This window comes from Microbacterium plantarum (assembly GCF_035231185.1).
Lineage (GTDB): Bacteria > Actinomycetota > Actinomycetes > Actinomycetales > Microbacteriaceae > Microbacterium > Microbacterium plantarum.
The window spans coordinates 95646-119275 of the sequence record NZ_CP141117.1 but is presented as its reverse complement, the minus strand read 5'-3'; the positions used below and the strand labels follow the sequence as shown (position 1 = coordinate 119275).

Here is a 23630-nt window from a genome sequence, read left to right as displayed (position 1 = left end):
GCAGCGTCGTCATCCTGCTGATCATGGCGACGGCCTACTCCGACGACGTGCAGGCGGCGATCGGCCTGGGCAGTTCGACCGCCGCGATCGTGACGGTCGTGGCATCCGGTTTCGTGGTCACCACCATTCGTGCACGCACGGCGGGACGCTCCCTCGAGGGCGAGCTGACGGGGGCCGTCGGGGCAGCGATGCTCCTGCTGCTCGCATCGATCGCGATCGCCTTGCTCAGCCCGGTGCTCTCCCGCTCGGACGCGGGCGGGTTCTTCGCCGCGTACTGGATTGCCACCATCCCGGCGACGGTGCTCACCCCGATCGGCTTCGTCTTCAACGGAGCGTTCCAGGCGCTGCACCGCGACGGCACGAACCTGATCACCGCGGTGACCGGGGCGCTCGTGAAAGCGGCCGTCGCGGTGGTCGTCGTCGTGCTCGGCGTCTCACCGCTTGCTGCCGTCGCGGCAGTGGGGGCCACGACGTCGGTCGCGTCGATCCTGGGAGCGCTGGTACGGGGATCTCAGCTCGCGCGGGCGGACATGATCTCGTGGCCCATGTTCGCGGCCGCGCGAGCGCGCGGACGCCATGCGTCTGTCGACGGTCCAGACGAACTGCTTCGTCCTGCTCGCGGCGATCGCGGTGGCGCTCACGATCTCGCGCCTCGCTCTGCCGGTCTTCGACCAGCTCGGCTGGCTGGTCATCGCGATGATGGCCGTGCAGCTGCTCATCGAACCGTGGGCAGGCGTCCTCTACTCCTACCGGAAGATCGCGCTGTCGACGGCGGCCGGGCTGCCCGCCCTCGTCATCGCGTACGGGGCGGTGGCCGGCCCCGGGTTGACGCTGCTCGCCGTCACGCGTTCCGGCTCGGCGGAAGCCATCTGGGCGGTCTTGCTCGCGACACGCGTCGTCTTCGCCATCCTCTTGGCCTGGACTCCTCGCATATCGATGCCCGCAGGTCCAGACTGGCGTCGCGGCGTCATCCGCCGCAGGCGGGATGCGACATGAGACCTCTCCGGTATTCGATCAACGTGACGCTCGACGGCTGCTGCCACCACGAAGCGGGGCTGCCGCCTGACGAGGAGTCGATGGACTTCTGGACGGCGCAGATGGCGGGAGTCGATGCACTGCTCCTCGGCCGGGTGACGTACGAGATGATGGCGGCTGCCTGGCGGCGGCCGGCTTCGGGCGAGTGGCCCGAATGGATGGATGCCGCTGAGATCCGGTTCGCCGAAGCCATCGACGGCGCGCGCAAGTTCGTCGTGTCGTCGACCCTCGCGGCACCCGACTGGAACGCCGAGCTGATCTCGGGCGACCTCGAGACGGCGGTGCGGCGGCTGAAGGCCGAGCCGGGCGCCGGGCTCTGGGTCGGCGGCGTGACCCTGCCGACCGCGCTGGCGAACCTCGGCCTCATCGACGAGTTCGAGTTCCTCGTGCAGCCCGTCGTCGCCGGGCGGGGACCGACCCTGCTCGCGGGCCTGCATCAGCAGGTCGGACTCGAACCGGTCCAGCACACCGCCTTCCGTACGGGAGCCGTGGCCACGCGGTACCGACCGCGCACCTCGTGACCTGAACCCGCGACGCGAACCCCTGTTACGACAGGTGTCGCCGGATGACGCGCGGCCTTGGCGCCGCTCGGGCCGAGGTCGACAGTGGGCTCATGTCTCACCGCATCCATCTCGCCGTCGCCCTCGAGCGGGCCGGCTGGCACCCCGCCGCGTGGCGGGCGTCCGCCCTCTCGCCGCGGGAGTTCGCCACACCGCGTCACTGGGCCGACCAGGTGCGGCTGCTCGACCGGGCCGGCGTCACGTTAGCGACCATCGAGGACGCCCTCTCGCTGACCGACCGCTTCGAGGACGCGAACGACCCCGACCCCGGGCGCCTGCACGGGCGCATCGACGCGGTGCTGCTGGCCTCGGCGCTCGCGCCGCTCACCCACCGGATCGGCCTGATCCCGACGGTCACGACGACGCACACTGAGCCGTTCCATGTGGCCACCGGCATCCAGACGCTCGACTTCGCCAGTCGCGGACGCGCCGGCGTGCGCCTCGTCGTCGGCGGCTCGGCCGCCGAGCGGGCGAACTTCGGGCGCCGCGGCGAGATCGATCTCGAGACCGGGTTCCGCGAGGCGGGGGAGGTCGCCGACGCGATCGGGCGCCTGTGGGACTCGTGGGAGGACGACGCGATCATCCGGGATGCCGCGAGCGGACGCTTCGTCGATGCCGACCGCATCCACAACATCGACTTCGCGGGCGAGTTCTTCTCGATCACCGGCGCGTCGATCGTGCCCCGCTCGCCCCAGGGCCGCCCGATCATCTCGGTGCTCGCGCACCCGACCGTGCCGTTCCGCCTCGCGGCCGAGCACGCCGATGTCGTGTTCATCACACCTCACGATGCGGCCGCGGTGACCGGCATCCTCGCCGAGCTCGACGGAGCAGCCGCCGAGCTGCGCCGCGCTCGCGAGCGGCTGCGAGTGTTAGCCGACGTGATCGTGCTGATCGAGGAAACCTCGACCGCCGCCCGCGAGGCGCTCGCGCGGCTCGACGACCTGGCCGGGGCCGAGTTCCACTCCGACGCGCGCATCGTCGCCGGCACGCCGGCCGAGGTCGCCGAGCACCTCCGCGCCCTCGCCGAGACCGGCGTCGACGGAGTACGGTTGCGTCCCGCACGTCAGCCCGACGACGTCGTCGCGATCGCGGAGCGCCTCGCCCCGCTGCTGCGCGCGACCCGCGTGCTGCGCGACGACGACGCGGCCACCCTGCGGGGCCGGCTCGGCCTGCCGCGGCCCGACAGCCGGTACGCCGCCCCGACGCACGATTCCGCCCCGGCACGAGAGAAGGTCGCCCTGTGAGCCGTTCGCCCCGCCAGATCCACCTGGCCGCCCACTTCCCCGGCGTGAACAGCACGACGGTCTGGACCGATGCCGCCTCGGGAAGCCAGATCGACTTCGCGGCATTCGAGTACTTCGCCCGCACGGCCGAGCGCGGCTTCTTCGACTATGTCTTCCTCGCCGAGGGCCTGCGGCTGCGCGAGCACAAGGGCCGCGTGCACGAGCTCGACGTGCTCGGACGGCCCAACACCCTCGCGATCCTTGCCGCGCTCACCGCGGTCACCGATCACGTGGGTCTCGTCGGCACGCTGAGCACGACGTTCAATGAGCCGTACGAGCTCGCCCGCCAGCTCGCGACGCTCGACCACCTGTCCGGCGGCCGCGCCGGCTGGAATGCCGTGACGAGCTCCGACGCGTTCCATGGCGCGAACTTCCGCCGCGGCGGGTTCCTCGACCACGCCGATCGCTACGAGCGCGCGAAGGAGTTCGCCGCGCTGTCGAAGAAGCTCTGGGACTCGTGGGACGAGGGCGAGGCGCTGCCGCGCCGCATCCGCCACGCGGGTCCGCAGTTCGACGTCGACGCCCTTTTCGATGTCCCCCGCTCGCCGCAGGGGCGCCCCGTGATCGTGCAGGCCGGCGACTCCGCCGACGGGCGCGACTTCGGGGCCGAGCACGCGGAGGTCATCTTCTCGCTGCACCAGGACTTCGACGCCGCCCGGGTGTTCTACGACGACGTCAAGGGGCGCCTCGCCGCCTGGGGTCGCGACGAGGACTCGCTGAAAATCCTGCCCGCCGCGACCTTCGTCATCGGCGACACGGATGCCGAGGCGCGCGAGCGGTCGCGTGAGATCGCTCTGCAGCAGGTGCGGCCCGAGCAGGCGCTGACCTACCTCGAGCAGGTGTGGGGTCGCGACCTCAGCGGCTACGACCCCGACGGGCCGCTGCCCGACGTCGAGCCCGACACTGGCTCGGAGACCGCGCGCGGCTGGGCGAATCGCCACAGAGCCGTGCAAGCGCGCATCGCGTCGCTGCGGGAGCTGTCGGAGGCCGAGGGGCTGAGCGTGCGCGAGCTCGTCATCCGGCTGACGGCGAAGCACACGTTCGTGGGCACGCCCGAGCACATCGCGGGCGAGATCGACCGCTACGTGCAGGAGCGGGCGACCGACGGCTTCACCGTCGTCGGCCACCTGACCCCCCACGGCCTCGACGAGTTCGCCACGCGCGTGGTGCCGCTGCTGCAGGAACGTGGGTCGTACCGCGACTCGTACGACGAGGGCGCGACGCTGCGCGACATGCTCGGGCTGCCGGCCACCGTGCCCACGGCCCCGGCGTCCGTGCCGGCGTGAGCGTGCATCGGCTCGTCTTCGTCGGCGCCGGCCCGCGCGCGATCATGCTCCTCGAGCGGATCATCGCGCGGTTCGGCGTCGCGGCGGGCGCGGTGGACGCGCGCGCGGTCGGTGCTCCGCGCCTGCACGTCGAGCTGATCGACCCGCATCCGCCGGGCGGGGGCCGGATCTGGCGGCGAGCGCAGTCGCCGCTGCTGAAGCTCAACTCGATGGCGCGCGACGTCACGGTCTTCACCGACGACAGCTGCACGATCGACGGTCCGATCCGGCCGGGGCCCTCGCTGATCGAGTGGGCCGAGCTCTGGCGCAGCGGCGAGCTGACCGCGACCGGCCGGGACATCGAGATCGACGACGAGGTCGCCGCGGCCGAGGCGCGCGGTCTGCGCGGCGACAGCTTTCCCACGCGGCGGCTGCACAGCTACTACCTGGAGTGGTTCTCCCGCCGCACGATCGCCGAGGCGCCGGCAGGGGTCACCGTCCGCTGGCGCCGCGACACGGTGGTGCGGGTGAGCGAGGCGAACCGGGTCACGCTGGCGAGCGGTCTCGAGCTCGAGGCCGACGCGGTCGTCTACGCGGTCGGTCACAACGGACGCGAACCGGATGCCGCGACCGCGCAGCTCGCGGACGCCGCACGGCGCGCGGGGCTGCAGTACGTCCCGCCCGCGTTCACCGCCGATGCCGACCTCTCGCACCTCGGGGCGGGCGAGGACGTGATCGTCCGGGGCATGGGACTCGCTGCGGTCGATCTCGTCGTGCTGCTGACACAGGGCCGCGGGGGTCGCTTCCTCGAGGAGGGCGACGGGCTGCGGTACGTGCCGTCGGGAAGCGAGCCGCGCCTGCATCTCGGGTCGCGGCGGGGCGTGCCCTACCGCTCCAAGGTGTCGTCGACGCTGCGGGGCGAGGCGCCCCAGCGCGAGGTGCTGACGCCCGCGGCCATCGAGGCGCTGCTCTCGCGGCCCGGCGAGGTCGACTTCGAGGCGGACGTGTGGCCGCTCATCGCGGGCGAGCTGCTGCACGGGCACTACCGAGAGCTGTTCACGGGGCACCCCGACCGCGTCGTGGGTGACTGGGCGTCGTTCCGCGCGGTGCTGCATTCCCACGCGTGGGACGACCCCGCGCTGCTCGACGCGATCGCGGCGGCGGTTCCCGACCCCCTCGACCGTTTCGACGTCGCGTCGCTGGATCGGCCGTTCGCCGACGCGACATTCGAGGGCCGCGACGATGCGCACGGGCGCGTGCGCGAGCACATCGTCACCGACCTGCATCTGCGCACGGCCCCGGAACGCAGCGCCGCGCAGGGCGTCTTCCTCGCCGCGCTGCTGTCGTTCCTCGCCCTTTCCGAGATCCCTGCGGAACGATGGAACGAGCACTCGCGGACGGTGTCGCTGCCGGTGCGGTGGCACACCTTCTTCAGCTACGTCGCCAGCGGCCCGCCCCCGCATCGCCTCCGGGAGCTCTTGGCCCTCGCGGATGCGGGCGTCGTGCGGTTCCTCGGACCGGGAGTCGACGTGCGCGTCGAGCCGGGGCGCGGCTTCATCGCGTCGAGCCGTCGTGTTCCCGGCGAGACGGTCGCCCGCAGCCTCGTCGACGCGTGGCTGCCCGGGCCGGGGGCTGCCGCCAGCGACAATCCGGTGCTCCGCGCGCTCGTGGAACGGCAGGGCTCCGCGCTGCGGGTGCTGACCGACGCCGACGGCCGGGTGCTGGAGCGGGACGGCGTGCCTGCGGCATCCGTCTTCGCGATCGGCCCTTTCACGTCGCTTCCGGAGGGCGGGGCGTTCACGCGCCCGAACTCGAATGCCCTGTCGATCCGCCAGACCGACCGCACGGCCGGGGCTGTTCTCGCGGCACTGGTGTCGCTGGTTAGGGTAACCTAACGTTCGGTCGGGCTCCCGGCCGAACACCCTCCAGCGTTCAGGATCACGCATGCGCACCGCTCTCTCCCGTTCCGGGGGCCGCCTCGCCGCGGCCGCCGCCGCCCTCGCCATCGCCGGAGCCGGGCTGGTCGCCTGCTCGCCCGCTGAGTCGGGAACGAGCGCGTCGCCCTCGACGGCAGGCGACGCCTCGGGGGCCTTCCCGGTCACGATCACGTCGGCGCTGGGCGACGCCGTGATCCCCGAGAAGCCCGAGCGCGTCGCGACGTGGGGCTGGTCGGCGCAGGATGCCGTGCTCGCGCTCGGCGTCGTGCCGGTCGCGATGCCCGCCTTCGCCTACGGCGGCGTCGACGGCGTGCTCCCGTGGGACGCCGATGCGATCGCCGAGCTCGGGGGCGAGACGCCGACCCTCCTCACCGGCGGCGACACGAGCGAGCCGAACATCGAGGAGTTCGTCGAGGCCCGTCCCGACGTCATCCTCGCCCCCTACTCGGGCCTGACACAGGAGCAGTTCGACGCCCTGAGCAAGGTCGCGCCCGTCGTGGCCTACCCCGACCAGCGCTGGGCGACCTCGTGGGAGGACCAGACCGCCATCGTCGGACAGGCGCTCGGGATGTCGGATGAGGCGGCCGACCTCGTCGCTCAGGTCGACTCGGACATCGCCGACCTGGCATCGCAGCATCCCGCGCTCGCAGGGAAGTCGTTCGCCTACGGGGCGAACAACCAGCCCGAGATCCTCAACGTCTTCCGTGACGACGACCCCCGCGTGCAACTGCTCACGCAGCTGGGGATGACGGTCGCGCCCTCGGTCGAGGAACTCGCCCCTGACGGCGACGACAGCTACTTCTACCAGCTGGGCTTCGAGAACCTGAACGCTTTGGAGTCCGACGTCCTCGTGGCGTACTTCGGCACGCAGGCCGACGTCGACGCGTTCGTCGCCGACCCGCTCGTCGCCGCGATGCCGCAGGTGCAGCAGGACCGCTTCGCCCCGATCGTCGGCGAATCGTTCGTCATGGCCTCGAGCGCCCCGACGGTGCTGTCGATTCCGTGGATGCTCGACCAGTACGTCCCCCAGCTCGCAGCCGTCGCCGAGCGTGTCGGCTGACACCCTCGCGCTCTCCCGGGGCAGGGACCGCTCCTCGCGGTCACTGCCCCGTCGGCGTGTCTGGGCCGGGGCCGCGGTCGCCCTCGCGCTCGCGGGTGTCGTCTTCGCGAGCCTCGCGATCGGGACATCCGAGATCCCGCTCGACACCGTCTGGCACGCGCTGACGGCGTATGACCCCGCCGATCCGGAACACATCGCGATCATCGAGAAGCGCCTGCCGCGGACGATCGTCGGTATCGTCATCGGCGCTGCGCTGGGACTGTCGGGCACGATCGCCCAGGGGCTGACCCGCAACCCGCTCGCCGATCCCGGCATCCTCGGTGTCAATCAGGGCGCAGCGCTCGCGGTCGTCACGGCCATCACCGTCTTCGGCGCCACGGGCCCCGGCTCGTACCTCTGGTTCGCAATCGGCGGCGCCGCGATCGCGGCCGCCGTCGTCTGGGTGCTGTCGTCGCGGGGACGCGACGGGGCGACCCCCGGCAAGCTCGCGCTCGCGGGAGCAGCCGTGTCGGCGGCGCTGTTCTCACTCGTCTCGGCCGTCCTCATCGTCAGCCGCGAAGCGCTCGACGCCATGCGGTTCTGGCAGGTCGGCGCCCTGGCCGGGCGCGGCCTCGACGTGCTCGTCCCGGTGCTGCCGGTCTTGATCGTCGCGGCCGTCGTCGCCCTGTCGGCCGGGCGGACCCTCAACCTCTTCGCGCTCGGCGATGAGACGGCTGCGGCGCTCGGCTTGCGCGTGAACCGCGCACGCCTGCTGCTCGCGGTGGTGCTCGTCGTCCTCGCGGCGGCGGCCACGGCCGTTGCCGGCCCCATCGCGTTCGTCGGCCTCGTCGTCCCGCACGTCGTCCGCGGCATCGTGGGTGCGGACTACCGGTGGATCCTGCTGTTCGCAGCGCCGGTCGCCGCGATCCTCCTCGTCGCGGCAGACGTCGTGGCCCGGATCGTCGCTCGACCGGGCGAGCTGCAGGTCGGCATCGTCGTCGCGGCGATCGGTGCACCCTTCTTCATCGCGCTCGTGCGGCGCGGACGGATGGTGGGACTGTGACGACGGCGACGGGCACCGGCCCCGCGGCGATCACACGGCCCCTCCGCCTGGCCTCCGTTCGCCGCGTCGCGATCGTCTCGGCGAGCGCCGCCGCTGTCGTGGCCGTCCTGTTCGGGATCGCGCTGCTGCTCGGGCCGGCCGCGCTCGCACCGGCGGAAGTGATCGAGGCGATCACCGGCCGAGCCCAGCCGGTCGTCTCGTTCGTCGTGTGGGAGTTGCGGATGCCGCGCGCGCTCGCGGCCGTCGTCGTCGGCGCCTGCCTGGGGGCAGCCGGCGCCGTCTTCCAGTCGGTGCTGCGCAACCCGCTCGCAAGCCCCGACGTGCTCGGCGTCACGGCTTCGGCCGGTGCCGTCGGTGTCGCCGGGGTACTCGGGTTGGGAGCCAGCGGCATCGCGCTGACAGGTCTCGTCGCCGGTGGGTCGGTCGTCGCCGCGGTGATCATCGGCGTCCTCGCCTGGCACCGCGGGCTGCACGGCATGAGGCTCATCCTCGTCGGCGTCGGATTCTCCGCGTTCGCGACGGCGCTGACCGGAACCGTACTCACCCGCGCCGAGATCCGCGACGTGAGCGTCGCATACACGTGGCTCGTCGGCAGCCTGGGCGGCTCGTCGTGGGAGGTGGTCGGCACGAGCGGGGTCATCGCTCTCGCGGTCTTCGCCCTGCTGGGCCTGCAGGCGCGGGGTCTGCGGGGGCTGGAGCTCGACGACGCAACCGCCGCGGCGCTGGGCGTGCGCGTGCAGCGGGTGCGCGTCGGCGTTCTGCTCACAGCCGTCGTCCTCGCTGCGATCGCCGTCGGCGCGAGCGGACCGATCGGCTTCGTCGCCCTGATGGCGCCGCAGATCGCGCGGCGCCTCGTGGGGCCGGGGTCGATCTCAATCGTGGCCTCGGCCGCCGTCGGCGCCGCCCTCGTCAGCGCGGCGGATCTCATCGCGCAGTACGCCGTGCCCGGCATCCCTTTCCCCGTCGGTGTCGTGACGGGCGCGATCGGCGCACCGTATCTCGCCTGGCTGCTCACCCGTTCCGATCCCGCTCGCCCTGGAGGCATCCGATGACCGCCGCCGACCACCGACTGAGCGCCGAGTCGATCACCCTCGGCTATGACGGACGCACTGTCGTCGACGAGCTGTCGCTCGTCGTGCCGACCGGACGGATCACGGCGATCGTCGGGGCGAACGCGTGCGGCAAGTCGACGCTGCTGCGCGCGTTGGCGCGGCTGCTCGCTCCTGCAGCCGGAACCGTCCTGCTCGATGGCGCAGACATCCGGTCGCGCCCGACGGCCGAGGTAGCGCGGGTGCTGGGACTTCTGCCGCAGTCGCCGGTCGCGCCGGAGTCGATTCTCGTGGCCGACCTCGTCGCCCGCGGGCGGTACCCGCACCAGAGCTGGCTCCGCCGGCGCGCGTCGGAGGACGACGCGATCGTCGATGCGGCAATGCGCACGGCGGGGGTGAACGACCTCGCCGACCGTTCCGTCGACACGCTCTCGGGCGGTCAGCGTCAGCGCGTCTGGATCGCGATGGCCCTCGCGCAGCAGACCGACCTCATGCTGCTGGACGAGCCGACGACCTACCTCGACATCAGCCACCAGATCGACGTGCTCGACCTCCTCGTCGACCTCAACCGCGAGCGGGGGACCACGGTCGTGATGGTGCTGCACGAGCTGTCGCTCGCGTGCCGTTACGCCGACCATCTCGTCGCGATGTCGGGTGGCCACATCGTCGCCGAGGGAGCGCCGTCGGACATCGTCACCGCGGACCTCGTGCGCGAGGTCTTCGGGATCGACGCGATCGTCATCCCCGACCCGGCATCCGGTACACCGCTCGTCTCGCCGCTCGGTCGCCACCGCCGCTGACCTGCCCCTTTCGGCCGGGCGCGCCGGAGCCGGGGTCAGGCCGAGACCGTCACCAGGACGCGCTGCCAGCCGCTCGAGCCGTCGGGAGCGATCGGGGCGCGCTCCTCGATCTGCGTGTCGCCGTCCTTGTTGACGGCGCGCACCTCGACGTAGTGGGTTCCCGCCTCGGCCTGCCACTCGAGCATCCACTGCACCCACGTGTCGGCGTTGATCGGGTTGGAGAGCGTCGCAGCCTGCCAGTCGCCGTCGTCGATGCGGACCTCGACACGTTCGATGCCCACGGTCTGAGCCCAGGCCATTCCCGCGATCGCGACGCTTCCCGCCGCCACCGGGGTGCCCGTGCGCGGCGTGTCGATGCGGGAAGAGAACTTGATCGGCGCTTCGGCTGCGTACCCACGCGGGGTCCAGTACGCCTCATCGGCCTCGAACGTCGTGACTTTCAGCTCGGTCACCCACTTCGTCGCGGAGACGTAGCCGTACAAGCCGGGAACGACCATGCGCACGGGGAATCCGTGCTCGAGTGGAAGCGGCTCGCCGTTCATCTTCACGGCGAAGATAGCGTCCCGCGCATCGTCGGTCAGAGCTTCCAGCGGAGTGGATGCCGTGTAGCCGTCGACGCTCTTCGAGAGCACCATGTCGGCGCCGGATTGCGGGCCGGCCATGCGCAGGATGTCGCGGATCGGGACGCCCTGCCAGATGGCGTTTCCCACCAGACCGCCGCCGACCTCGTTCGAGACGCAGGTGAGCGTCACGGCGTACTCGTCCAGGCCCATGCCGACGAGGTCGTCGAAGCTCAGCTCGACGCGCTGATCGACCATGCCGTCGATGACGAGGCGCCACGTGGTGGGGTCGACCGAGGGGACGGTGAGCGCCGTGTCGACGCGGTAGAAGTCCGCGTTCGGGGTGATGAGCGGCGAGATGCCCTCGACCTCGAGCTCGGCGCCGTCGGGGATCGTGACCGTCGACCGGGGTTCGGGGATGCGCAACTCACGGCGGAGGGCGTCGACCGAGGCCGTCGTCGCATTGAGCAGGCGGGCTCCGACGCCAACGATCACGGCCGCGAGGCCCACGCCGCCCGTCGCGACGAGGAAAGATCGACGGCCGAGGCCGCGCTGCTCAGCGGCCGGCGCGGCCGGGGTGTCGGCCTCCGCGGCATCCGCAGCGCCCGCCCAGCGCCGGAGGCGCGTGATGAGGAGAACGAGGACGAATACCCCGACCAGCGTTCCGATCACCGGCGGAACGAACGCCAGCGGGCTGGCTCCGGTGCGGGTGATGATGGCAGCGGTCGAGATCACCCCGGCGAGGGCGATGACGATGACGCCGAACGGCCGCACGAAGAACTGCAGGATGCCGGCGACCGCGGCGGCGATCACGACGGCGAGCGCGAGACTGCCGAGCAGGACGACCTTGTCGGCCGAGCCGAAGGTCGCGATCGCGAACTCCTTGAGGGGTTGCGGCACGATGTCGATGACGAAGGCACCCACCGCGAGGATGGGGCTGCTCTCGCGCGCGACGAGGAGCGCGATCAGTTCGGCGACGGCGAGGAAGGCGGCCGCGCTGACGATGCCCGCGAGGGCGCTCCACAGGCCCCAGACCCAGCGCCGACTCTTCACCTGGTTCGCGGATGCGGTTGATTTCGCCATCGCTGTCGCCTCTCGATCGGCAGATCACTCGTACCGTGCATAGTTCTTCGTCGCCGAGCCCGCAACGGATGGAAATCCGGCGGAAACGGTGCGTGCTCGGCGGCGGGGACGGGGTGGGGCGGAGGCTAGAGGGGCTTGGCGAAGCAGCGGGAGAACGCGTACTCGGTGTACGGCGCGTAGATCGGGATGGGCGTGTAGCCGAGGCGTCCGTAGAGCTCGACGGCGTCATGCTGGCGGTCGCCGGTCTGCAGGATGACGCGTTCCGCGCCTCGATCGAGAGCGATGCGCTCGAGCTCGGCGAGCAGCGCCCGGCTCGCGCCGAGACCGCGGGCACGGGGGTGGACGTACACGCGCTTGATCTCGAGATCCCGGATGCCGTCGTGCTCGAGGACGCGGAGTGCGCCGTGGCCCACGGCCTCGCCCGCGGCATCCGTCACGAGCACCGTCGCGACGATCGTCGCGGGGTCGATCGCGAAGGCGCGGGCGGACCGGGCGGCGGCCTCGGGATCGGCGTCGTCGAAGCGGTCGGCGTAGCGCGGACCGACCTCACGGTCCATCTCGGCGCGCAGGGCCGCGGCACGCGGGTCGTCGTAGTCGATGTGCTCGAACAGCCACGTCATGGCCGAGACGCCGGCAGTGGTGCGGGTTGCCGCGCGGGGCTCCGGTGCGAGGTCGTATCCGAACGCGAGCAGGTCGACGAAACGGCCCGGCTCGACCTCGATCCGGCCCTCCCGCTCGGGCAGGCGCGTGAAGCCGAGCTTGGCGTACAGCGCGTGCGCGGCGGTCATCTCGGGCCCGCTGTTCATGACGACGCGATGCGATCCGCGCTGCCGGGCCAGCTCGATGACGTGCCGGGTGAGCGCCTCGCCGACTCCTCGGCCACGGGCTTCGGGGGCGACGGCGAGCTGGCGGAAGTCCGTCTCGCCGGGCTGCGCGACGCCGGCGAGCGGACGGTTGGGCCGGGCGACCCAGACGGTTCCGAGGATCTCGCCCTCATCCACCGCCACCCACACATCTCCGATCCGCACGCGGGCGGCGACGTCCCTCAGCGAGTCGAGGTACTGCTCCGAGAGTCGGTCGTAGCTCTGCTGGTAAGCGCGCGCGGTCAGCTCGCCCGCCCGAGCGAATTCCTCGGTGCGGACGAGCCGGATGGTGAGCGCTGTCGCGGTCGATGTCACGAGGCGACGCTACCTCTCACCGCGACCTGTTCACGACGCATAGCCGTTCATGACGCGGGGAGTCCGGGCGGGTTGATCTCGCTCTTCCCGATGCGCTCCGACTCGAGCCCCCACGTCTCGAGGACCTCGTCGTACTGCCCGCCCTCGATGAGGGCGTTGATCGCGATCGACACCGGCTCGATCAGGCCGTTGCCCTTCGCGGTCGCCGCGGCGATGTTGGCGGTCTGCGGCCAGCCGCCGGGCACGAGGCCGACGAGCTTGGTGTCGCCGGTCTCCCGGGCCGACCAGGCCGAGGTTGCGTTGGGGCCGAAGGTCGCGTCGACGCGGCCGGACTGCAGCGCGAGGACGGCGGCGGCGTTGTCGTCGTAGTACTGGAGTTCGGCGGGAGCCTCGCCGGCAGCTTCGAGCTCCTCGTTCCAGGCGAGCAGCACCTGCTCCTGGTTTGTGCCCGAGCCGACCACGATCTTCAGGCCCGAGATGTCGGCGGCTCCCTCGATCTTCTCGATGTCGCTGTCGGCGCGGACGTAGAAGCCGAGGAGGTCTTCGCGGTAGCTCGCGAAGTCGTAGAGCTCCTTCCGCTCTTCCGTGACGGTGACGTTCGAGGTGATGAGGTCGTATTTGCCCGACTGGATGCCGAGGGGCCAATCGGCCCACGCGACGACGACGGGGTTGTACTCGAGCCCGAGCGCTTCGGCGATGAGCGATCCGATGTTGGGCTCGGTTCCGGCGGCCTCGGTCTCGCCCTCGGGGATGTAGCCGAGCGGGGGCAGGTAGGCGGAGTGGGCGACGGTCAGCTTGCCCTCCTCGACGGGCTGGAAGCCGCTCGCCTCGAGGGCCGCGACGGCCTCGGCGACGGGTTCGTCGAGGTGCACCCAGTGGATGTCGTCGGTCGCGACGTTGGCCGTGGTGGGTGCGGGCGCCGCGGCCTCGGCTTCGGCGGGTCGGTTGAGGTTCACGGCGGTGACGATGCCGCCGACGATCGCCGCGACCGCGACGACGCCGAGTCCGGCGGCGATGCCCTGCTTCTTACTGATGGCCATGCTGTGGGTCTCTCTCGAAAAGTGGGGTGCGGGTGGAGGGGTGAGATGGGATGTCAGGCGAGGACCTTGGCGAGGAACTCCTGCACGCGGGGGTGCTTCGGCGCGACGAGCACCTCGGCGGGCGGGCCCTGCTCGATGATCCGGCCGCCGTCGAGGAAGACGACGCGGTCGGCGACCTCGCGGGCGAAGCCGATCTCGTGGGTCACGATGATGAGCGTCGTCCCGAGCTGCGCCAGGTCGCGGATGACGTCGAGCACCTCGCCGACGAGTTCGGGGTCGAGCGCGCTCGTCGGCTCGTCGAACAGGATTACCTTGGGCTTCAGAGCCAGCGCTCGCGCGATCGCGACGCGCTGCTGCTGCCCGCCCGAGAGCTGGCGGGGGTAGTGACCGGCCTTGTCGCCGAGCCCGACGCGGTCGAGCAGCCCGAGCGCGAGCTCGCGGGCGTCGTCCTTCGACAGCCGACCGAGCGCGATGGGCGCTTCGGTGACGTTCTCGAGGGCGGTGAGGTGGGGAAAGAGGTTGAAGTTCTGGAAGACGATCCCGATCTGGGTGCGGCGTTCGAGCACCGCCTTCTCGCGCAGCTCGTAGAGCTTGCCGTTCCGCTGCTCGTAGCCGATGAACTCGCCGTCGACCGTGACCGATCCGCGGTCGACCGTCTCGAGATGATTGATGGTGCGCAGCAGCGTCGACTTGCCCGAGCCGCTCGCGCCGAGGATCGCGACGACCTCGCCCGGCTCGACCGTGAGGTCGATGCCGCCGAGCACCTCGACTCCGGCGTAGCTCTTGTGGACGTTGTGGATCTCGACGAGACCGATGGTCATGACTTTCCTCCGGGTGCGAGGGGGCGGGGTGCCGGCGCGTCGTCGCCGAGGCGAGCCCATTGCGCCGCGATCCAGCGGCGCGCGCGCTGGACGGGCGTGGGCGGCAGAACTCGTACGGATCCCCGCGCATAGTGACGCTCGATGTAGTACTGCAGGATGCTGAGCACCGTGGTGATGATCGTGTACCAGACCACCGCGACGAGCAGCAGCGGGATGACGCGGCTGTTGCGGTTGTAGATCACCTGCACCGCGTAGAACAGCTCGGGGATCGCGATCACGAACAGCACCGACGTGCCCTTGACGAGGCCGATCACCTCGTTCGTGGCGTTGGGGATGATCGATCGCATGGCCTGCGGCAGCACGATGCGGCTGAGTCGGCGACGCGGCGGGATGCCGAGGGCCGCGGCCGCCTCGAGTTGGCCCTGGTCGACCGAGAGCAGGCCGCCGCGGATGATCTCGGCGGAGTAGGCCGCCTGGTGCAGGCTCAGGCCGAGCACGCCCGCCGCGAACGCGCTGATGAGCTGCACCGTCGGGAACTCGACGATCCAGAAGTCGGTCGTGAAGGGGGTGCCCAGCCCGAGCGTCGGATACAGGTAGCCGAGGTTGTACCAGACGACCAGCTGTACGACGAGGGGGACCGAGCGGAAGAACCAGATGAAGCTCCACGCCGCCGCGTTCAGCAGCGGCGACTTGGCGAGCCGAGCCAGCGCCAGCACCGTCCCGAGCAGGAATCCGATCGTCGCCGACACTGCCGTGTAGACGAGGGTGAGGCCGAGTCCCTGCAGCACCGGGTCGGAGAGGAAGTACTGCGCGAAGTAGCCCCACTCGTAGTTCTCGTTCGTCACGAGCGACCACAGGAACTGTGCGACGACGAACACGATGATCGCGGCGATCGCCCAGCGGAGCCAGTGCCGCGTGCGGACGACGGGGATGTCGCCGAGGTCGACGCGCTGCGCGGTCGGCGCAGTGTCGCCGACGGTGCGGTCGACGCGCGAGACGGTGTCGGTCATGCGGATCTCCTCGGAACGGCGCGGATGCATCGGATGCTGCGGATCGCCCGACAGTAGAGCGGCGCGGGCGCCGCTGTCGCGGCGCCGCCACACACGGCGACACGCACGGAGACATGGCGTAATACAGGCGACTCCTCGGGCCGATAGCGTTCGTTCGTGATCCCGTTCGAGAACCTGCTGGCGTTCCTCCTCGCGGCTGTCGTCATCATCGTGATCCCAGGCCCCGGTGTGCTGTTCGTCATCGGCCGATCGATCGCCCTCGGGCGTCGCGCCGGCGTGCTGAGCGTGCTCGGAAACGCGCTCGGGAACGTCCCTGCCCTGCTCGCGGTGGCGTTCGGGGTCGGCGCGATCGTCGCGTCGTCGGTCGCCGCTTTCACGGTCATCAAGATCGTCGGCGCCGCGTATCTCGTGTGGCTCGGGGTGCAGGCGATCCGCCACCGTCACGCGCACGTGCGCACGCCCTCGAATGCGCGTACGTCGCCGATGCGCCTGCTTGCTCAGGGGTTCGTCGTCGGTGTGACGAACCCGAAGACGATCGCGTTCTTCGTGGCTGCTCTCCCGCAGTTCGTCGCCCCCGGCGCTGGTCCGATCTGGATGCAGCTCCTCGCGCTCGGCCTGATCTTCCAGGTGCTCGCCGTGGTGAGCGACAGCCTGTGGGCGCTCGCGGCGGGAACGGCCCGCGCGTGGTTCGCCACCTCACCGCGCCGCATGGCGACGCTCGCAAGCGCGGGAGGCGTGATGATGATCGGGCTCGGCGGAACCCTCGCGTTCGCGGGCGCGAAGGGCTGACGACGGCGCGCACCGCGCGAGCGTGGGACTCGGGCTGTGCGCGGGCGCGCCATCGAGGGCGCGCAGCCGGAGTCAGAAGGGTGGCGATTGTCCCGGCGGTGGTCCGCCGAGTGCGGCATCCGGTGGCGGGTCCGCGGTGTCTATCGTGAAGCAGACGGCGGGTATGGGGACGTCTTCGCGGTAGACCCTGCCCAGGGGTGAGGTCCATTCGAGGACCCCGCCGCCGACCTGCCTGACCTCCCACTTGGTGAACTGCTTCATGGAGTGGTGTCGTTGGCAGAGGTGGGCGAGGTTGAAGATGTGGGTGTGCCCGCCGAGGGCGTAATCGATCGTGTGATCCAGTTCGCAGCGGATCGCGGCCCGTCGGCATCCGGGGAACCGGCAGTGCTGATCCCGCGCCATCAGGAGCTTCTTCATCGATGCGGTCGGCCGGTAGGTGTCGATCTCGACGGGAGTACGGCTGACGGGGTCGATGAAGAGCCGGTCCCACTCCGACACCTGCCCCGCGAGCTCGCGGACAGTTTCGGCATCGACGAGCCCGGCCCCAACGGCTTCGGCCGGGTTCTCGTCGCGCCCCATCAACGTCTCGGCGGTGACCGCCACCTGCACGCGTGCCCGGATCGCCCCGAGCCCACCGGCCCGGTCCGTCCCGTACGTCGGGTCGACCACGGGCGCCCCGCCGAGCACCAGGTCGCCGAGGATGTCGGCGCGCAGCTGATCCATCGTCCGCGTATCGGCGGGCTCGCCCGCCCCGGCGGCATCCGCCCCCGCACCCGCGGTCCGGGCGTCCTTGACGGACTGTCCCATCTGCGTGAGCCGGTCGAGCATGCCCACCGCGATCACGGTCGGGACGGTCGCGATGACATCCGACATCCCGTCCGTCCCGTGCGCGACCCGCACGCACCGCCCGGCGGCGGCTTCGCGGTGCCGGTCGGTGAACGTGCGCTCGTGCAGCTTCTCCGCGAGGGCACGCAGGGCCGGTTTCACCCGGGTGGCGATGTCGCGCTCGCACACCGCGATCGCCGCGACCTCGAACTCGCCCCGCACCTCATCGGGCAGCCCGGTCCCCGCTGTGACGACCGCGTCGACGTGGTCGCGGGTGATCCGCCGCTCCTCCCACGCCGAGAAGACGGTCGGGTAATCGTCGACGATCGTCAGCGCATGGTCGATGTCGGCCTGCAGGCGCCTGTCGGTCCGCCGGGCCAGCCCCGCAGCTTCAGCCGCGACCGACCGCAGCTCCATGTCCGAGGCCATCCCACGCACTCCGTCACGGCGCGCCTCACGCAACGCGGACCGGCCCAGCTCGGCCAGAGCCCGCACCGAAGCGACATCCGCGTCATGCACCAGCGCGAGCGCCTCGCCGTAAGCCGCGATCGCGGGGCCGTGCGGCGAGACCTCGATCTCGTCCGAGCCGCAACCCCTGTTCGCTGACATGTTCCCATTGTGGCAGCGGGGTCAGACATTTACGTCGAACAAACATATGAAGCGCGAAACTCGTCAGAGCGCACGACTGGGGAGGAATCGCCGACCGGGAACCGCCGGTCAGGGCACGCGCACGCCCGTGAAGTTCGTCCGCTGCCGCAATTCGAACCCCAGCTTCTCGTAACCGGCGATCGCGTTCACGTTCGACGCGGCCGCATGCATCATCGCTCGGCCACCCCGCTGCTGGATGTGGAACGCGACATCCAGCACCAGCCGCGACGCGAGCCCCTGCCGCCGGTACGCCTCGTCGGTCGCGACGGCGCTGATCTCGGTCCATTCGCCCGGCTGCAGCCGCTCCCCGGCCATCGCGATCAGCCGGCCGTCGCGCCGGATGCCGATGTACCGGCCGAGCAGGTAGGTGCGCGGCCGGAAGGGACCGGGCCGGTTGCGTTCGACGAGCGCGAGCATGTCGGCGACATCCGCCTCCCCCAGCTCGACCGCCTCGTCGTCCGGTCGCGGCTGCAGGCGATCCGTCTCGACGAGCTGCACTCCCGCGCCACCGAACGTGCGCACCCACCCTTCAGGCAGCACCGGCCCAGCACCATCACTACCGCCAACGTCCGCACGGTCGGACGTACTGATGCTGAACTCATTGCCCGAACCCACCACGGTCGTGAGCGAGTCCCACACCGCGGGGTCCTCCCACGTGCGCACGCCCACGAAGCCGGCCACGTCGTCGGGATACCGGCGGACGAGGTCGTCGCCGATGGCGAGGTGCGCGTGCGCCCCGGTCAGCGAATGCCATGCGGCGTTATCGCGGACGTCGGAGCCGCCCAGAACAGGAGGGGTGGTGATGGTCATCGGGTTCGTCCTCTCGCGCGCCGCGTGCTGCCTTCGCCGCGGTCGCCGTCGGACCCAACGCGTCGACGCGCCGATCCATGCCCGCTGATGCCGCATCGCGACGCTATCCGTGACCGGACGCGACATCCCGGACCGCCGCCACATGCGTTCACGTACGGCAGTCGAGCGATAGTGTGCCCACGTGCAGAGCTCGAGGCAGGCGACGGTGTGGTCGCTCCTGCGGCTGGCGATGGCCGTCGTCATCCTCGCCGCCGTCATCACCCAGCTGACCGTGTCACTGACGCGAACCGCCGAGTCCGGCGGCGACGTCGCGACCGTGTTCGCGAACTTCTTCAGCTTCTTCACGATCCTCTCGAACGTCATCGCAGCAGTGGTTCTCGCGACGGCGGGCGTCCGCGCACTGATCGGCCGCGCCGGGCCGGAATCATCGCTCGGGCTCTCCGCCGCGCTCACCTGCGCCACGGCGTACATGGTCATCACCGGAGTCGTCTACAACGCACTCCTGCGCGGGATCACGCTCCCGCAGGGAGCCGAGCCGGTGCCGTGGTCGAATGAGGTGCTGCACCTGATCGGCCCGATCTTCCTCGTGCTCGACCTGCTGATCGGCGCCCGGCGCCGCGCCCTTCGCTGGCAGGTCGTATGGGTCGTGGTGGCGTTCCCGCTGCTGTGGGTGGCCTACACGCTCGTCCGAGGCCCGCTCGTCACGAACCCCACGACGGGCGAGCCGTACTGGTACCCCTACCCGTTCCTGAATCCGAACGGCCCTGGCGGATGGGGGTCGGTCGCGGCGTACGTCGTCGTCATCGCGATCGGCTTCGTCGCCGTCGGCTTCGGAGCGGTGTGGGTCACCCGCCGCCGCGCCCGCGTCCTGCCGACGGAGGTCACCGCGGCAGGGTGAGGATCTCGGCCGCTCCGTCGGTGATGGCGATCGTGTGCTCGGTGTGGGCGGTGAGGCATCCGGTCGAGCTGCGGAGCGTCCACCCGTCCGCGTCGGTCACGAGCACATTCGTGTCTTCCATGACCCACGGCTCGATCGCGATGAGCAGCCCCGGCCGCAGGATGTAGCCCCGCCCCGGCCGCCCGGTATTGGGGATGTGCAGGTCGCCGTGCATCACCGACCCGATGCTGTGCCCGCCGAACTCGGTGTTGATGGAGTATCCGGCACCGGAGAGCACATTGCCGATCGCGCGCGAGATATCGCCCACCCGGTTGCCCGCGCGTGCGACCTCGATGCCGGCGGCGAGGGCGCGTTCGGTCGCGTCGATGAGGGCTGCCGCTCCCTCCGGGCGCCGATTCCCGACGACGAAGCTGATCGCGGCGTCGGCCGCAAGGCCGCCCTTCGTGACGGCGAGGTCGAGCGTGAGGAGGTCCCCGTCGGCGAGGCGGTAGTCGTGCGGCATCCCGTGCAGCACGGCGTCGTTGACCGCCGTGCAGATGTAGTGCCCGAAGGGGCCCCGCCCGAACGACGGCGCGTAGTCGACATAACACGACGTCGCCCCGTTGTCAGCGATGAGCTCGCGCGTCCACTCGTCGATCTCGAGGAGGTTCGTACCCACCTGCACCCGCGAGCGGATATCGCGGAGGATGCCGCCGACGATGGCCCCCGTCTCGCGGGCGCGATCGACCTCGCGCGGTGTGAAGATCTCGATCATGGTGCGCTCCTCCGGTATAAAAATACCGGTCAAACTATACCGCTACGATGAGCGCATGATGGTTCGTCGCGCGCTCACGCCCGAAGCCGTCGAGCGCGGCCGTCGCCTGGGCGCCCAGCTCCGCCGAGCGCGGGGAGACCGGTCGATCACGGAGGTCGCCGCAGCCGCCGGCGTATCACCCGAGACACTGCGCAAGATCGAGACCGGCCGGCTGGCGACCCCGTCGTTCGCGACCGTCGCCGCCGTCGCCGCGAGCCTCGGCCTGTCGCTCGACGCGCTGGCCGCCGAGGCGCTGCTCACGGACATCGCCTCGACGACGACCTGATCAGCGAGACAGCCGGCGCCCGGCCCCACCTCGCTGAGGAGAAGCCGGACGCCGGGTGCGGGGCGGCTCAGGCGCCGTCGCGCAGATCGCGGAAGAACGCGTCGACGTTGGCCCGCAGCGTCGCGATGCGGCGATCGCGCGCCGCTGCCGCGTCGAACCCGAGGTAGGGCGGCGGGTCGAGGCGCCGGACGTTCCGCGAGCACTCGAACCCCGAGCACAGGAGCGTCCCGACGGTGTTTCCGGCACGACCGGCCTTGCCCGCCCGCTTCGCGGCGAAGAAGACGACCTCGTTGGGGAGGGTGACATCGCAGCACCACGAGCATTGCGGGCGGGTGCGCGTGGCCTGATCTGCCTGACGCAGCTGCAGGCCGACAGCCTCGCCGTCGACCTCGGCGACGATGAACCCGAGCAGCGGAGTCTTGGGGTCGCGCCACCCGTAGTAGTCACGGGTAGACCAGTCGACGTCCCCGAGGTCGGCGGGGACGACGAGCGAATTGCGCTCGCGGAGCGAGACGTTGATGAACGAGGAGCGGATGGCTTTCGCGGTGAGGGCGAACATGGAAAGGGTCCTGTCTGAGTACGCGTTCGCGCACCACCGTCGCGCCGGCGCCCGGAACGGGCTGCGAGCAGACGGTCGTGAGCGGATCATCCCGGAACGACGGAGTCGTCGCCCGGGACCGGGAGAGCGCGTCGCGGACATGGGTCGACGCGACGCGCGCCGGATCAACCGGCGAGGAGGACGAAGGATGCCGCGCCTGTGCCACCGGCGCTGAGCGCGCCGGAGACCCCCTCACGCCCAGAGGGCATCGGCAGACGGACGGTACTCACGCGTCCAGGCTACTCCCTGCACACCGGCCGGTCACCGGCGATAGCATCCACCCGTGACGACGAACGATCGGGGACGACGGCTCGTCGAACGCGCCAGCGCCCGCCTCGAGGAGCATCATCCCTCCTTCGTGACCTCCCACCCCACGGCCCTCGGCCTGCTGTGGATGATCACCGTGGTCGCCCTGCTCGTCATCTGCGATCTGCTCGGCGGCCCGCACTGGCTGCGCGCGACCCTCACCCTTACAGCAGCGCTGCCTCCGCTCGTGGCGACGCTCATCGTCCTGTCGCAGACGCCGAGGTCGCACTTGGAGTACGAGCCGTCGATCCTGACCCATTTCTTCGCGCGGTTCCTCGCGCTCTTCAGCGCCTTCGTGTTCTGGCTGGGCTCGGTCGTGATCGGCGGCGCGATCGCGGTGCAGCTCGCCGACGAGAGCGGCACCGACATCGAGACGGCCTGGATCGCCGCCGGTGACCTCTTCGCCCGCATCGTCCCTCCGGTCACCGTGCTGCTCTACTGCGTGCTGATCATCCGCTACGCGAGCTACCTGGTGCGACTGCGCGGTTGGTCGGCCGTGCCCACGCGCCACCGCATCCCGGAGCACTTCCTCGCCGACGCGCCGCGCACACGTCAGATCGTGATCGGCCTCGCGCATCCGGGTCTGCTCCTCGCCTCGGGCCTGCTGTCGACACTCGTCGCGATCGCACTGACCCTGCGGGCAGAGGCGCTGCTCTCCTGAACGAGGAATACACCTCGGGGAGGATGCGCGTGCGCCTGAGAGCGGATGCCGCGCGGCCGCGCGCTTCCTAGCGTTGCTGGGGTGAGCACCGCCATCCCCCGATCGTCGATACTCCCCGTGTCCGCTGTCGCCGTCATCGCGGCGGCCGCACTGCTCATCCCCTGGTGGGGCGTCAGTCTCAGCGTCCTGGCGACACGCGGGGCGATGACCGCGGGCCTCGCGCTTCCGGCGACCGCGTACCTCTCGGACGTGTTCCTGTCGCTGCTCGCCGTCGGCACGGTCGTCGCGTTGGCCGTCGCGCTGCGAGGCGGGTCACGGCACCGCATCCTCTCCATCGCCGCAGCGGGCGGAGTCGTCATCGCCTACGCGACCAGCGAGATGGTCAAGGTGGCCCTCATGCAGGCACGCCCGTGCACCCGCTGGGCAGCGCTGTCGGCCTGCGACGCCACCGACTACTCCTTCCCCTCGAACCACGCCAACCTCGCGATGGGCGCGGTCTGGGTCATCGCCGTGGCGGCGCGCCGGACGTGGGCGACGTGGGCGGCCGTGGGCGCAGCGCTCATCGTGCTTTCGGGTCGACTCTTCGAGGGCGCGCACTACCTGCACGATGTCGCCGCCGGCGCTCTGCTGGGTCTCGCCGTGCCGGCGCTGCTGACGATCGTCGCGGTCGCCGTCACGCGAGAACCCCGGACGATGCGGTCGGCGCCGGAGATCAGTCGACGGCGGCGCGAACCAGCTCCCGCACGCGACTCTCGACCTGGGGAGTGACCTCGACGATCGCGAACGACGTCGGCCACATCGACCCGTCGTCGAGCGTCGCCGTCTCGTCGAAGTTGAGCGTCGGGTAGCGGGTGTCGAACTTCGACTTCGGCTGCACGAAGATCACGACCTTCCCGGCGCGCGCATAGGCCGGGAACCCGTAGAACGTCTTCGGGTCGAGGTCGGATGCCTCCTCCGACACGATCCGGTGGACCATGCGGGCGACCTCGCCGTCGATCCCCGCGAGCGCGTCGATCGCGTCCATGCAGGCCTCGAGCTCCTTCGCGAGCTTCGCGGCGCCCTTCAGACCCTTCGTCGAGCGGAGCTCCTCGGCCCGCTGCTTCATCGCCGCCTTCTCCTCGTCGGAGAACCCGGCACCGCCCGCCGTGCTGTCAGCCATCGCCACCCCTTCCGCGGCCCGCGGCGCGGGCATCACGGTCCGATCGTGCCACTCGCGGCGCGTGCTGACCAGGTTCCGGCATCCGGCTTCGCTCGCGACAGCGAACCGCGTCGATCCGGGTACCCGACCGGCGG

At 71.0% G+C, this 23630-nt stretch carries 25 protein-coding genes; 14 read left to right on the top strand and 11 right to left on the bottom strand.

Annotated features, from left to right (window positions below; translation table 11 throughout):
- Positions 1-34 precede the first annotated feature (34 nt).
- Positions 35-469, bottom strand: coding sequence for a hypothetical protein (locus VC184_RS00615; RefSeq protein ID WP_323986972.1), 435 nt, complete (start codon positions 467-469; stop codon positions 35-37).
- 107 nt (positions 470-576) lie between these two features.
- Between VC184_RS00615 and VC184_RS00610 the strand changes: the two genes are divergently transcribed.
- The 9 genes from VC184_RS00610 to VC184_RS00570 all read left to right on the top strand — a co-directional run bounded on the left by VC184_RS00610 (position 577) and on the right by VC184_RS00570 (position 10031).
- Positions 577-996, top strand: coding sequence for a hypothetical protein (locus VC184_RS00610; RefSeq protein WP_323986971.1), 420 nt, complete (start codon positions 577-579; stop codon positions 994-996).
- Positions 993-1556, top strand: a complete 564-nt coding sequence (locus VC184_RS00605) for a dihydrofolate reductase family protein (RefSeq protein WP_274178066.1) — start codon at positions 993-995, stop codon at positions 1554-1556. The genes VC184_RS00610 and VC184_RS00605 overlap by 4 nt, the downstream gene beginning before the upstream one ends.
- Before the next feature lie 92 nt (positions 1557-1648).
- Positions 1649-2839 (top strand): LLM class flavin-dependent oxidoreductase, encoded by a 1191-nt coding sequence (locus tag VC184_RS00600; RefSeq protein WP_323986970.1) that lies wholly within the window; start codon positions 1649-1651, stop codon positions 2837-2839.
- Positions 2836-4164 carry an NtaA/DmoA family FMN-dependent monooxygenase gene (locus tag VC184_RS00595; protein ID WP_323986969.1) on the top strand — a complete coding sequence of 443 codons (1329 nt, stop codon included), beginning with the start codon at positions 2836-2838 and terminating at the stop codon, positions 4162-4164. The genes VC184_RS00600 and VC184_RS00595 overlap by 4 nt, the downstream gene beginning before the upstream one ends.
- Positions 4161-6038 carry an FAD/NAD(P)-binding protein gene (locus VC184_RS00590; protein ID WP_274178063.1) on the top strand — a complete coding sequence of 626 codons (1878 nt, stop codon included), beginning with the start codon at positions 4161-4163 and terminating at the stop codon, positions 6036-6038. The genes VC184_RS00595 and VC184_RS00590 overlap by 4 nt, the downstream gene beginning before the upstream one ends.
- A 49-nt stretch (positions 6039-6087) precedes the next feature.
- Entirely contained in the window at positions 6088-7140 is a 1053-nt protein-coding gene (locus VC184_RS00585) for an iron-siderophore ABC transporter substrate-binding protein (RefSeq protein WP_274178062.1), read from the top strand.
- Positions 7130-8182 (top strand): FecCD family ABC transporter permease, encoded by a 1053-nt coding sequence (locus VC184_RS00580; RefSeq protein WP_274178061.1) that lies wholly within the window; start codon positions 7130-7132, stop codon positions 8180-8182. The genes VC184_RS00585 and VC184_RS00580 overlap by 11 nt, the downstream gene beginning before the upstream one ends.
- Positions 8179-9234, top strand: coding sequence for a FecCD family ABC transporter permease (locus VC184_RS00575; protein WP_274178060.1), 1056 nt, complete (start codon positions 8179-8181; stop codon positions 9232-9234). The genes VC184_RS00580 and VC184_RS00575 overlap by 4 nt, the downstream gene beginning before the upstream one ends.
- Positions 9231-10031 carry an ABC transporter ATP-binding protein gene (locus VC184_RS00570; RefSeq protein WP_274178059.1) on the top strand — a complete coding sequence of 267 codons (801 nt, stop codon included), beginning with the start codon at positions 9231-9233 and terminating at the stop codon, positions 10029-10031. The genes VC184_RS00575 and VC184_RS00570 overlap by 4 nt, the downstream gene beginning before the upstream one ends.
- Positions 10032-10066: 35 nt before the next feature.
- Here the strand turns inward: VC184_RS00570 and VC184_RS00565 are convergent, their stop codons facing one another.
- From VC184_RS00565 to VC184_RS00545, 5 genes are all read right to left on the bottom strand, one after another.
- Positions 10067-11674: a molybdopterin-dependent oxidoreductase gene (locus VC184_RS00565; protein WP_323986968.1), complete on the bottom strand. Its 1608-nt coding sequence runs from the start codon at positions 11672-11674 to the stop codon at positions 10067-10069.
- Between the two features lie 125 nt (positions 11675-11799).
- Positions 11800-12852: a GNAT family N-acetyltransferase gene (locus tag VC184_RS00560; RefSeq protein ID WP_323986967.1), complete on the bottom strand. Its 1053-nt coding sequence runs from the start codon at positions 12850-12852 to the stop codon at positions 11800-11802.
- 47 nt (positions 12853-12899) lie between these two features.
- Complete coding sequence (locus tag VC184_RS00555) at positions 12900-13892, bottom strand: ABC transporter substrate-binding protein (protein ID WP_323986966.1); 993 nt, start codon at positions 13890-13892, stop codon at positions 12900-12902.
- 53 nt (positions 13893-13945) lie between these two features.
- The gene (locus tag VC184_RS00550; protein ID WP_323986965.1) at positions 13946-14713 is read right to left on the bottom strand and encodes an amino acid ABC transporter ATP-binding protein; all 768 of its coding nucleotides are present in this window, start codon (positions 14711-14713) and stop codon (positions 13946-13948) included.
- The gene (locus VC184_RS00545; RefSeq protein ID WP_323986964.1) at positions 14710-15723 is read right to left on the bottom strand and encodes an amino acid ABC transporter permease; all 1014 of its coding nucleotides are present in this window, start codon (positions 15721-15723) and stop codon (positions 14710-14712) included. The genes VC184_RS00550 and VC184_RS00545 overlap by 4 nt, the downstream gene beginning before the upstream one ends.
- 156 nt (positions 15724-15879) lie before the next feature.
- Here VC184_RS00545 and VC184_RS00540 point away from each other — a divergent pair, with 156 nt between their 5' ends.
- Positions 15880-16512 (top strand): LysE family translocator, encoded by a 633-nt coding sequence (locus tag VC184_RS00540; protein WP_323986963.1) that lies wholly within the window; start codon positions 15880-15882, stop codon positions 16510-16512.
- 72 nt (positions 16513-16584) lie between these two features.
- Here the strand turns inward: VC184_RS00540 and VC184_RS00535 are convergent, their stop codons facing one another.
- On the bottom strand, positions 16585-17946 hold the full coding sequence (locus VC184_RS00535) for an HNH endonuclease signature motif containing protein (protein ID WP_323986962.1): 1362 nt from the start codon (positions 17944-17946) through the stop codon (positions 16585-16587).
- A 108-nt stretch (positions 17947-18054) separates the two neighbouring features.
- On the bottom strand, positions 18055-18795 hold the full coding sequence (locus VC184_RS00530) for a GNAT family N-acetyltransferase (RefSeq protein ID WP_323986961.1): 741 nt from the start codon (positions 18793-18795) through the stop codon (positions 18055-18057).
- A 181-nt stretch (positions 18796-18976) separates the two neighbouring features.
- Between VC184_RS00530 and VC184_RS00525 the strand changes: the two genes are divergently transcribed.
- A complete protein-coding gene (locus tag VC184_RS00525; RefSeq protein WP_323986960.1) occupies positions 18977-19693 on the top strand; it encodes a Pr6Pr family membrane protein in 717 nt (238 codons plus the stop codon).
- Here VC184_RS00525 and map read toward each other — a convergent pair.
- Positions 19677-20447, bottom strand: a complete 771-nt coding sequence (gene map / locus VC184_RS00520) for a type I methionyl aminopeptidase (protein WP_323986959.1) — start codon at positions 20445-20447, stop codon at positions 19677-19679. The genes VC184_RS00525 and map overlap by 17 nt on opposite strands.
- A gap of 58 nt (positions 20448-20505) precedes the next feature.
- On the opposite strand from map, the gene VC184_RS00515 reads away from it, so the two are divergent.
- A complete protein-coding gene (locus VC184_RS00515) occupies positions 20506-20772 on the top strand; it encodes a helix-turn-helix transcriptional regulator (RefSeq protein WP_094261289.1) in 267 nt (88 codons plus the stop codon).
- A 67-nt stretch (positions 20773-20839) separates the two neighbouring features.
- Here VC184_RS00515 and VC184_RS00510 read toward each other — a convergent pair whose 3' ends face one another.
- Positions 20840-21331 (bottom strand): FBP domain-containing protein, encoded by a 492-nt coding sequence (locus VC184_RS00510; protein WP_112615653.1) that lies wholly within the window; start codon positions 21329-21331, stop codon positions 20840-20842.
- Between the two features lie 322 nt (positions 21332-21653).
- Between VC184_RS00510 and VC184_RS00505 the strand changes: the two genes are divergently transcribed.
- Both VC184_RS00505 and VC184_RS00500 read left to right on the top strand, forming a co-directional pair.
- Entirely contained in the window at positions 21654-22337 is a 684-nt protein-coding gene (locus VC184_RS00505) for a hypothetical protein (protein ID WP_114587483.1), read from the top strand.
- 81 nt (positions 22338-22418) lie between these two features.
- On the top strand, positions 22419-23105 hold the full coding sequence (locus VC184_RS00500) for a phosphatase PAP2 family protein (RefSeq protein WP_323986957.1): 687 nt from the start codon (positions 22419-22421) through the stop codon (positions 23103-23105).
- On the opposite strand, the gene VC184_RS00495 is transcribed toward VC184_RS00500, so the two are convergent.
- Positions 23050-23496: a hypothetical protein gene (locus VC184_RS00495; RefSeq protein ID WP_274179044.1), complete on the bottom strand. Its 447-nt coding sequence runs from the start codon at positions 23494-23496 to the stop codon at positions 23050-23052. The genes VC184_RS00500 and VC184_RS00495 overlap by 56 nt on opposite strands.
- Positions 23497-23630: the final 134 nt, after the last annotated feature.

Excerpts from the sequence above, each read along its gene's own strand:
- VC184_RS00610 (WP_323986971.1), top strand. The coding sequence starts at position 577 with ATGCGTCTGTCGACGGTCCAGACGAACTGCTTCGTCCTGCTCGCGGCG.
- VC184_RS00605 (WP_274178066.1), top strand. The coding sequence starts at position 993 with ATGAGACCTCTCCGGTATTCGATCAACGTGACGCTCGACGGCTGCTGC.
- VC184_RS00600 (WP_323986970.1), top strand. The coding sequence starts at position 1,649 with ATGTCTCACCGCATCCATCTCGCCGTCGCCCTCGAGCGGGCCGGCTGG.
- VC184_RS00585 (WP_274178062.1), top strand. The coding sequence starts at position 6,088 with ATGCGCACCGCTCTCTCCCGTTCCGGGGGCCGCCTCGCCGCGGCCGCC.
- VC184_RS00570 (WP_274178059.1), top strand. The coding sequence starts at position 9,231 with ATGACCGCCGCCGACCACCGACTGAGCGCCGAGTCGATCACCCTCGGC.
- VC184_RS00565 (WP_323986968.1), bottom strand. The coding sequence starts at position 11,674 with ATGGCGAAATCAACCGCATCCGCGAACCAGGTGAAGAGTCGGCGCTGG.
- VC184_RS00555 (WP_323986966.1), bottom strand. The coding sequence starts at position 13,892 with ATGGCCATCAGTAAGAAGCAGGGCATCGCCGCCGGACTCGGCGTCGTC.
- VC184_RS00550 (WP_323986965.1), bottom strand. The coding sequence starts at position 14,713 with ATGACCATCGGTCTCGTCGAGATCCACAACGTCCACAAGAGCTACGCC.
- VC184_RS00545 (WP_323986964.1), bottom strand. The coding sequence starts at position 15,723 with ATGACCGACACCGTCTCGCGCGTCGACCGCACCGTCGGCGACACTGCG.
- VC184_RS00535 (WP_323986962.1), bottom strand. The coding sequence starts at position 17,946 with ATGTCAGCGAACAGGGGTTGCGGCTCGGACGAGATCGAGGTCTCGCCG.
- VC184_RS00530 (WP_323986961.1), bottom strand. The coding sequence starts at position 18,795 with ATGACCATCACCACCCCTCCTGTTCTGGGCGGCTCCGACGTCCGCGAT.
- map (WP_323986959.1), bottom strand. The coding sequence starts at position 20,447 with ATGATCGAGATCTTCACACCGCGCGAGGTCGATCGCGCCCGCGAGACG.
- VC184_RS00515 (WP_094261289.1), top strand. The coding sequence starts at position 20,506 with ATGGTTCGTCGCGCGCTCACGCCCGAAGCCGTCGAGCGCGGCCGTCGC.
- VC184_RS00510 (WP_112615653.1), bottom strand. The coding sequence starts at position 21,331 with ATGTTCGCCCTCACCGCGAAAGCCATCCGCTCCTCGTTCATCAACGTC.
- VC184_RS00495 (WP_274179044.1), bottom strand. The coding sequence starts at position 23,496 with ATGGCTGACAGCACGGCGGGCGGTGCCGGGTTCTCCGACGAGGAGAAG.